6 protein-coding genes and 1 pseudogene are annotated in these 5,039 nt (G+C 70.7%); 4 read left to right on the forward strand and 3 right to left on the reverse strand.

Features of this window, described 5'->3' with window-relative positions:
• A pseudogene (locus KBX00_RS28835) lies at positions 1 to 307 on the forward strand (hypothetical protein); the annotation flags it as partial.
• A 134-nt stretch (positions 308 to 441) separates the two neighbouring features.
• Complete coding sequence (locus tag KBX00_RS28840; protein WP_210831210.1) at positions 442 to 1,056, forward strand: GNAT family N-acetyltransferase; 615 nt, start codon at positions 442 to 444, stop codon at positions 1,054 to 1,056.
• 22 nt (positions 1,057 to 1,078) lie between these two features.
• Here KBX00_RS28840 and KBX00_RS28845 read toward each other — a convergent pair whose 3' ends face one another.
• Positions 1,079 to 1,669, reverse strand: a complete 591-nt coding sequence (locus tag KBX00_RS28845) for an NADPH-dependent FMN reductase (protein ID WP_210831211.1) — start codon at positions 1,667 to 1,669, stop codon at positions 1,079 to 1,081.
• 204 nt (positions 1,670 to 1,873) lie between these two features.
• Between KBX00_RS28845 and KBX00_RS28850 the strand changes: the two genes are divergently transcribed.
• Positions 1,874 to 2,224 (forward strand): UBP-type zinc finger domain-containing protein, encoded by a 351-nt coding sequence (locus KBX00_RS28850; RefSeq protein ID WP_210831212.1) that lies wholly within the window; start codon positions 1,874 to 1,876, stop codon positions 2,222 to 2,224.
• 81 nt (positions 2,225 to 2,305) lie between these two features.
• On the opposite strand, the gene KBX00_RS28855 is transcribed toward KBX00_RS28850, so the two are convergent.
• Together KBX00_RS28855 and KBX00_RS28860 are read right to left on the reverse strand one after the other, a co-directional pair.
• The gene (locus KBX00_RS28855) at positions 2,306 to 2,806 is read right to left on the reverse strand and encodes a hypothetical protein (RefSeq protein ID WP_210831213.1); all 501 of its coding nucleotides are present in this window, start codon (positions 2,804 to 2,806) and stop codon (positions 2,306 to 2,308) included.
• 164 nt (positions 2,807 to 2,970) lie between these two features.
• Positions 2,971 to 3,912: a LysR family transcriptional regulator gene (locus KBX00_RS28860; RefSeq protein ID WP_210831214.1), complete on the reverse strand. Its 942-nt coding sequence runs from the start codon at positions 3,910 to 3,912 to the stop codon at positions 2,971 to 2,973.
• An 81-nt stretch (positions 3,913 to 3,993) separates the two neighbouring features.
• On the opposite strand from KBX00_RS28860, the gene KBX00_RS28865 reads away from it, so the two are divergent.
• Entirely contained in the window at positions 3,994 to 4,962 is a 969-nt protein-coding gene (locus KBX00_RS28865; RefSeq protein WP_210831215.1) for a DMT family transporter, read from the forward strand.
• The last annotated feature ends 77 nt before the right edge of the window (positions 4,963 to 5,039 follow it).

A 5,039-nucleotide genomic window follows, 5' to 3' on the forward strand; every position in this document is an offset into this window, starting at 1 on the left:
CGGCTTCACCGACCTCGTGGCCCGCAAGCCAGACGGCACACTGCTGCTCTACTCGAACAACTTCGTCCGCGACGACGGCATCCCGTACAGCCAGCCCCCTCGGCAGATCGGCAGCGGCTGGAACAACCTCGACACCATCATCGGCGCCGACGTCACCGGAGACGGCTTCACCGACCTCGTGGCCCGCAAGCCAGACGGCACACTGCTGCTCTACTCGAACAACTTCGTCCGCGACGACGGCATCCCGTACAGCCAGCCCCCTCGGCAGATCGGCAGCGGCTGGAACAACTTCAACAGCATCATCTGATTGGCGGACATCGCCACGGCGCGCCCGGCCCTCGGCCGGGCGCGCCGTGCTGTGCTACCGGTGCTGTCTGTTCTGCCGTCGCCCGCTGCCATCCCTCGCCGTCCATCGTGCCGGTGACATGCGATCGTGTCCCGATGCCGCAACCGATTCTGCGTACCGATCGTCTGCTGCTGGTCCCGCTCGCCGACCGGCACCTCGACCTGGAGGTCGAGCTGGACTCCGACCCGGAGGTGCTGCGCTACCTCCACGGGCGGGCCCGGACCAGGGACGAGGTGCTCACCTCGCACGCGAGCCGGATGGCGCTGGCTGACAAGGTGGACGGGCTGGGCTACTGGATGGCGTTCGGCACCGACGGCGGGGCGCGCGGTTCGACGCCGCCGCAGACCGAGGAGGACGGCGAGTTCGTCGGGCTGATGATGCTCCCGCCAGCGCACGGCCCCGACCAGCCGGACGACCCGACGGTCTCCGACCTCGGCTACCGTCTGCTGCGCCGGCACTGGCGCAAGGGCCTGGCCAGCGAGGCTTCCCGGGAACTGCTGCGGCACGCCTTCGACACGGTCGGCCAGCGCCGGGTCATCGCGCAGACCATGACCGTCAACACCGGGTCCCGCCGGGTGATGGAGTCCGTCGGCCTGCGCCATGTCCGCACCTTCTTCCCGTCCTGGGACGATCCGCTGCCCGGGACGGAACACGGCGAGGTCGAGTACGCGATCACCCACGAAGAGTGGCGGGCCGCCCGACAACCGTAAAGCGGACCGAGCTGCGGCGGCGCTATCCCGAGGACTGGGGTGTCGACATGGTCGTACCGGCCCGCAGACTCGCGAGCGCGCCACTCCAGGCCACCAGTTGGTCGAGCATCATGTTCACCGAACCCTCCTGGTGCGGCCCGGGCTGGAAGGCGGTGAAGTTCTCGAAATCGGTGAACAGGGACAGCGCCACCTGCGCCCGTACGTCCGCGATCTGCAACTCGGCCACCACCAGCCGCAGATGCTCCACGGCGCGGGCGCCACCGACGCTGCCGTAGCTGACGAACCCGGCCGCCTTGTTGTTCCACTCGGCGTAGAGGAAGTCGATGGCGTTCTTCAACGCCCCGGACGTGGAGTGGTTGTACTCCGGCGTCACGAAGACGTACCCGTCGAACGATGCGATCTTCTCGGCCCAGCGCAGCGTGTGCGGCTGCGTGTACTGCCCGAGCGACGGGGGCGTCATCTCATCGAGGTGCGGCAGGTGGAAGTCCAGGAGATCCACGAGTTCGTACTCGGCGTCTACCCGCTGCGCGGCGATGTCGTACACCCAGCGGGCCACCGTCTCGCCGTGCCTCCCCGGCCGGGTGCTGCCGATGATGATGCCGATCCTGGTCATTGCGGTCCTCCTGTCCTGGGCTGGCAAGCGCAGGCGATTACCCGCTCTGCCGCATCTGGAACGGAACCGACCCCCCGACCAGAAATTGATCATGAAGTATCGGTCGGCGCACGCCCTGCCGTCCGGACCGGGTTAGGGTTGCAGGACCGTTGTGGCCCGCCCCGGCCGAGCCGTGGCAGACCCGTTCAGTCGAGAGGAAACGCGATGGAGGGCATCGACCCCGAGGTGCCGCCGAGCGGCCCGGGCTGCGCCGACTGTACGACGGCCGACCCCCCGAGCTGGTGGTTCCATCTCCGGCGGTGCGGCCAGTGCGGCCACATCGGGTGCTGTGACTCCTCGCCCAACCAGCACGCCAGCGCCCACCACGCCGCGACCGGGCACCGCTTCGTCCGCAGTTTCGAGCCGGGCGAGGAGTGGTTCTGGGACTACGCCGAGCAGGTGCTGCACGAACAGGGGCCGCCGCTTGCGGCACCGGTGCACCGGCCCCTGGAGCAGGGCGCACCGGCTCCGGCCGACCGGGTGCCGGCCGACTGGAAACGGCAGCTGCACCGGTAGGCCCGGGTGCCCCGGCCGGGAACGGTGGCGGGTGCCTCCGTCACCGTCGCGCGCGGGTGCCCGGCGGTCGAGGGCCTCACGTCACCTGCGTTTGGCGATCTTACGGGGGGCTTGCGGACCCGACCCATCAGGCGAGGCTGACGTCCGGCTCCGGGGAAAGATCTCGGCTCGCGTCGACCGCATCCTGGCGATCGCCGAGAAGGGATTCCGCGAGCGACTGGACGAACGGCTCTCGTTCATCCGCTCGTGCTCCCTCCTGGCCTCCTGCAGAACCTGCTGCACCAACTCGGTTGAGCTGAGGATGTTGTCGAGTTCCGGGATCTCGGCGAGCATCTGCATCAGTCGATCCGCCCGCTCCACGGCAGGCGGCCGGCCCGGGGAGCCCTTCCCCGCCTTGCCGCCGTGCGCCGGCCCACCGGTAGGCGCCGCCGGCTCCCATTTCCTCACCCGCTCGTCGAGAGCCTTGATGAGATTGCGTCGACTGTAGTCGCCCGTACTGTGCCCGGCCTGATTCGCTCTGTACCACTCTTGCTCCAGCGCACGGAGGATCCGCATCCTGATGTCCCGCAGCGGAACGTCCACACGTGCCGTCGTCATGTATGCGGACGGGGACGGACCCATGGGACTCGTTGACATGGCGACTCCTAGATGAAGGGCGTACCCACCTGACGTAGGCGACCCTCCCTTGGTTCACCCCATCTTCGATTTGCTGCGATCATGCAGTTCGTGCACCCGGGATGCCGGAATTACCCTTCTCTGTCCGGTGTCACCCAACGCTTGATCACTGGCGGTGCGGTGGGGGCGAAGTGGGCGGCGTCGCGCAGGGCGGCGACCGCCATCCGGGCCGCCGGGGTGTGCTCGACGGCGTCGTGCACCACCACGTGGATCGACCGGGTCGGCGTCGGCCGGAGCAGCCGCACACAGGTCACACCGTCGGGCAGGTGTGCCGCGCCGAGCGCGGGGAGCACCGTGAGGCCGATGCCGGCGGCGACGAAGGCGAGTGCGGTGCGGTAGTCGTGCGCCTCCACCCGAAAGGCCGGGCGGAAACCGGCGGCGGTGCAGGCTTCGAGGAGGTTGGCGCGGCACCAGCCCCGGGCGAAGTCGTTGTCGACCCAGCGCTCCTCGGCGAGGTCGACCAGGTCGGTCTCCGTCCGGTCGGCGAGGCGGTGCCCGGTGGGCACCACGGCGACGTACGGGTCGTCGAGGAGGTGGTGGGTGGTGAAGCCCGAACCGGGATCGAAGCCGCTGCCCGCCACGACCACCTGCACGTCGGCGCGCTCCTCCCGGCTGTCCGGGACGTGTTCGCGTAGTTGCAGGTCGAGCCGTACACCGGGCAGTTCGGTGAGGATGGACCGCACCACGTGCGGCATCCACGCCGCGCCCACCGACGCGAAGTACGCGATGGACAGGGCACCGGTGCGGCCGGTACGCAGGTCCGCGATGAGCGACTCGGCCGCACCGACCCGGGCGAGCACCCGGTCGGCTTCGGCGGCGAGGGCGTGCCCGGCGGCCGTGGGCCGCAGCCCGCGCCCCGCACGGGCGAGCAGGGTGAGACCCGTCTCGCGTTGCAGGGCGGTGAGGTGCTGACTGACGGCGGAGGGCGTGTAGCCGAGGTTGGTGGCGGCGGCCTGGACCGAACCGGACGCCACGACGGAACGGAAGACCCGGAGGCGGTGAACGTCGAGCACCACCCAACGATAAAGCGCGACTTAATCGTTGTGAAGGAACAGTCGCTGGTGCTGAATCGTCGGGCGGCCGAGAATCAGCTCATGACCAGCCCGTCGATGACCGAGCCCGCCGCCCCGATCCGGGCCGTCCCCGCGTACATCCCTCCGGAGGACCGGCCCCGGTCCTGGCCGATCGTCGCCGCCGCCGGAACCACGGTGCTGCTGTGGGCCTCGGCGTTCGTGGGCATCCGGTTCGCCGGGCACGACTACTCCCCCGGCGCCATGGCGCTGGGCCGCATGGTGGCGGCGTCCGCCGCGTTGAGCGTGTTCGTCGCGTTCACCGCCGGCCGCCGCGCCCGAGCGCCGCGAGTCGCGCCGCGACCGGGCGTCCTGCCCAGCGGTGGCACCCTGGGACTCGTCGTGGTCTGGGGGGTGGCCTGGTTCGGCGGGTACAACGTCGCGCTCAACGCCGCCGAACGGCTGGTCGACGCCGGGACGGCGGCCCTGCTGGTCGCGGTCGCCCCCATCCTGGTCGCGGTGGCCGCGGTGCTCGTGCTGGGTGAGCGGCTCACCGGCCGGCTCGGTGTCGGGGTGACGGTCGCCTTCGTGGGCGTGGCCCTGATCGCGGCCAGTGGCTTCACCGGGCACGTCGACAAGGTCGGCGTCGCGCTGGCGGTGCTCTCCGCCCTGCTGTACGCCTTCGCCGTACTGCTGCAGAAGCGTCTGCTGGCGCGGATGGCCGCGCCGACGATGACCTGGCTCGGCGCGCTGGCCGGGACGGTGGCCCTGCTGCCGTTCGCCCCCGCGCTGCTGACAGAACTCGCCGCGGCCCCGCTGCCGGCCACCGTCGGCGTGCTGTTCCTGGGCGTGTTTCCGACCGCGATCGGCTTCCTGACCTGGGGTTACGTGCTGTCTCGCTGGACGGCGGGGCGCACCACCGCGGCCACCTACCTGGTCCCGCCGGTCACCGTCCTGCTGTCCTGGACGATGCTGGGCGAGGTACCGGCACCGCTGGCCCTGCTGGGCGGGGCGCTCTGCCTGACCGGCGTGGTGTTCGCGACGCGGCGCTGACGGGTTGGAGACCCGCCTGGGCAGTCAACGGTGGGCGGCCCCCCCCCGCGCGGGGCGGGGTGCGGCGCGTCCGGGTG

The sequence above is a fragment of the Micromonospora sp. C95 genome, from assembly GCF_018070465.1.
Classification (GTDB): Bacteria; Actinomycetota; Actinomycetes; order Mycobacteriales; family Micromonosporaceae; genus Micromonospora.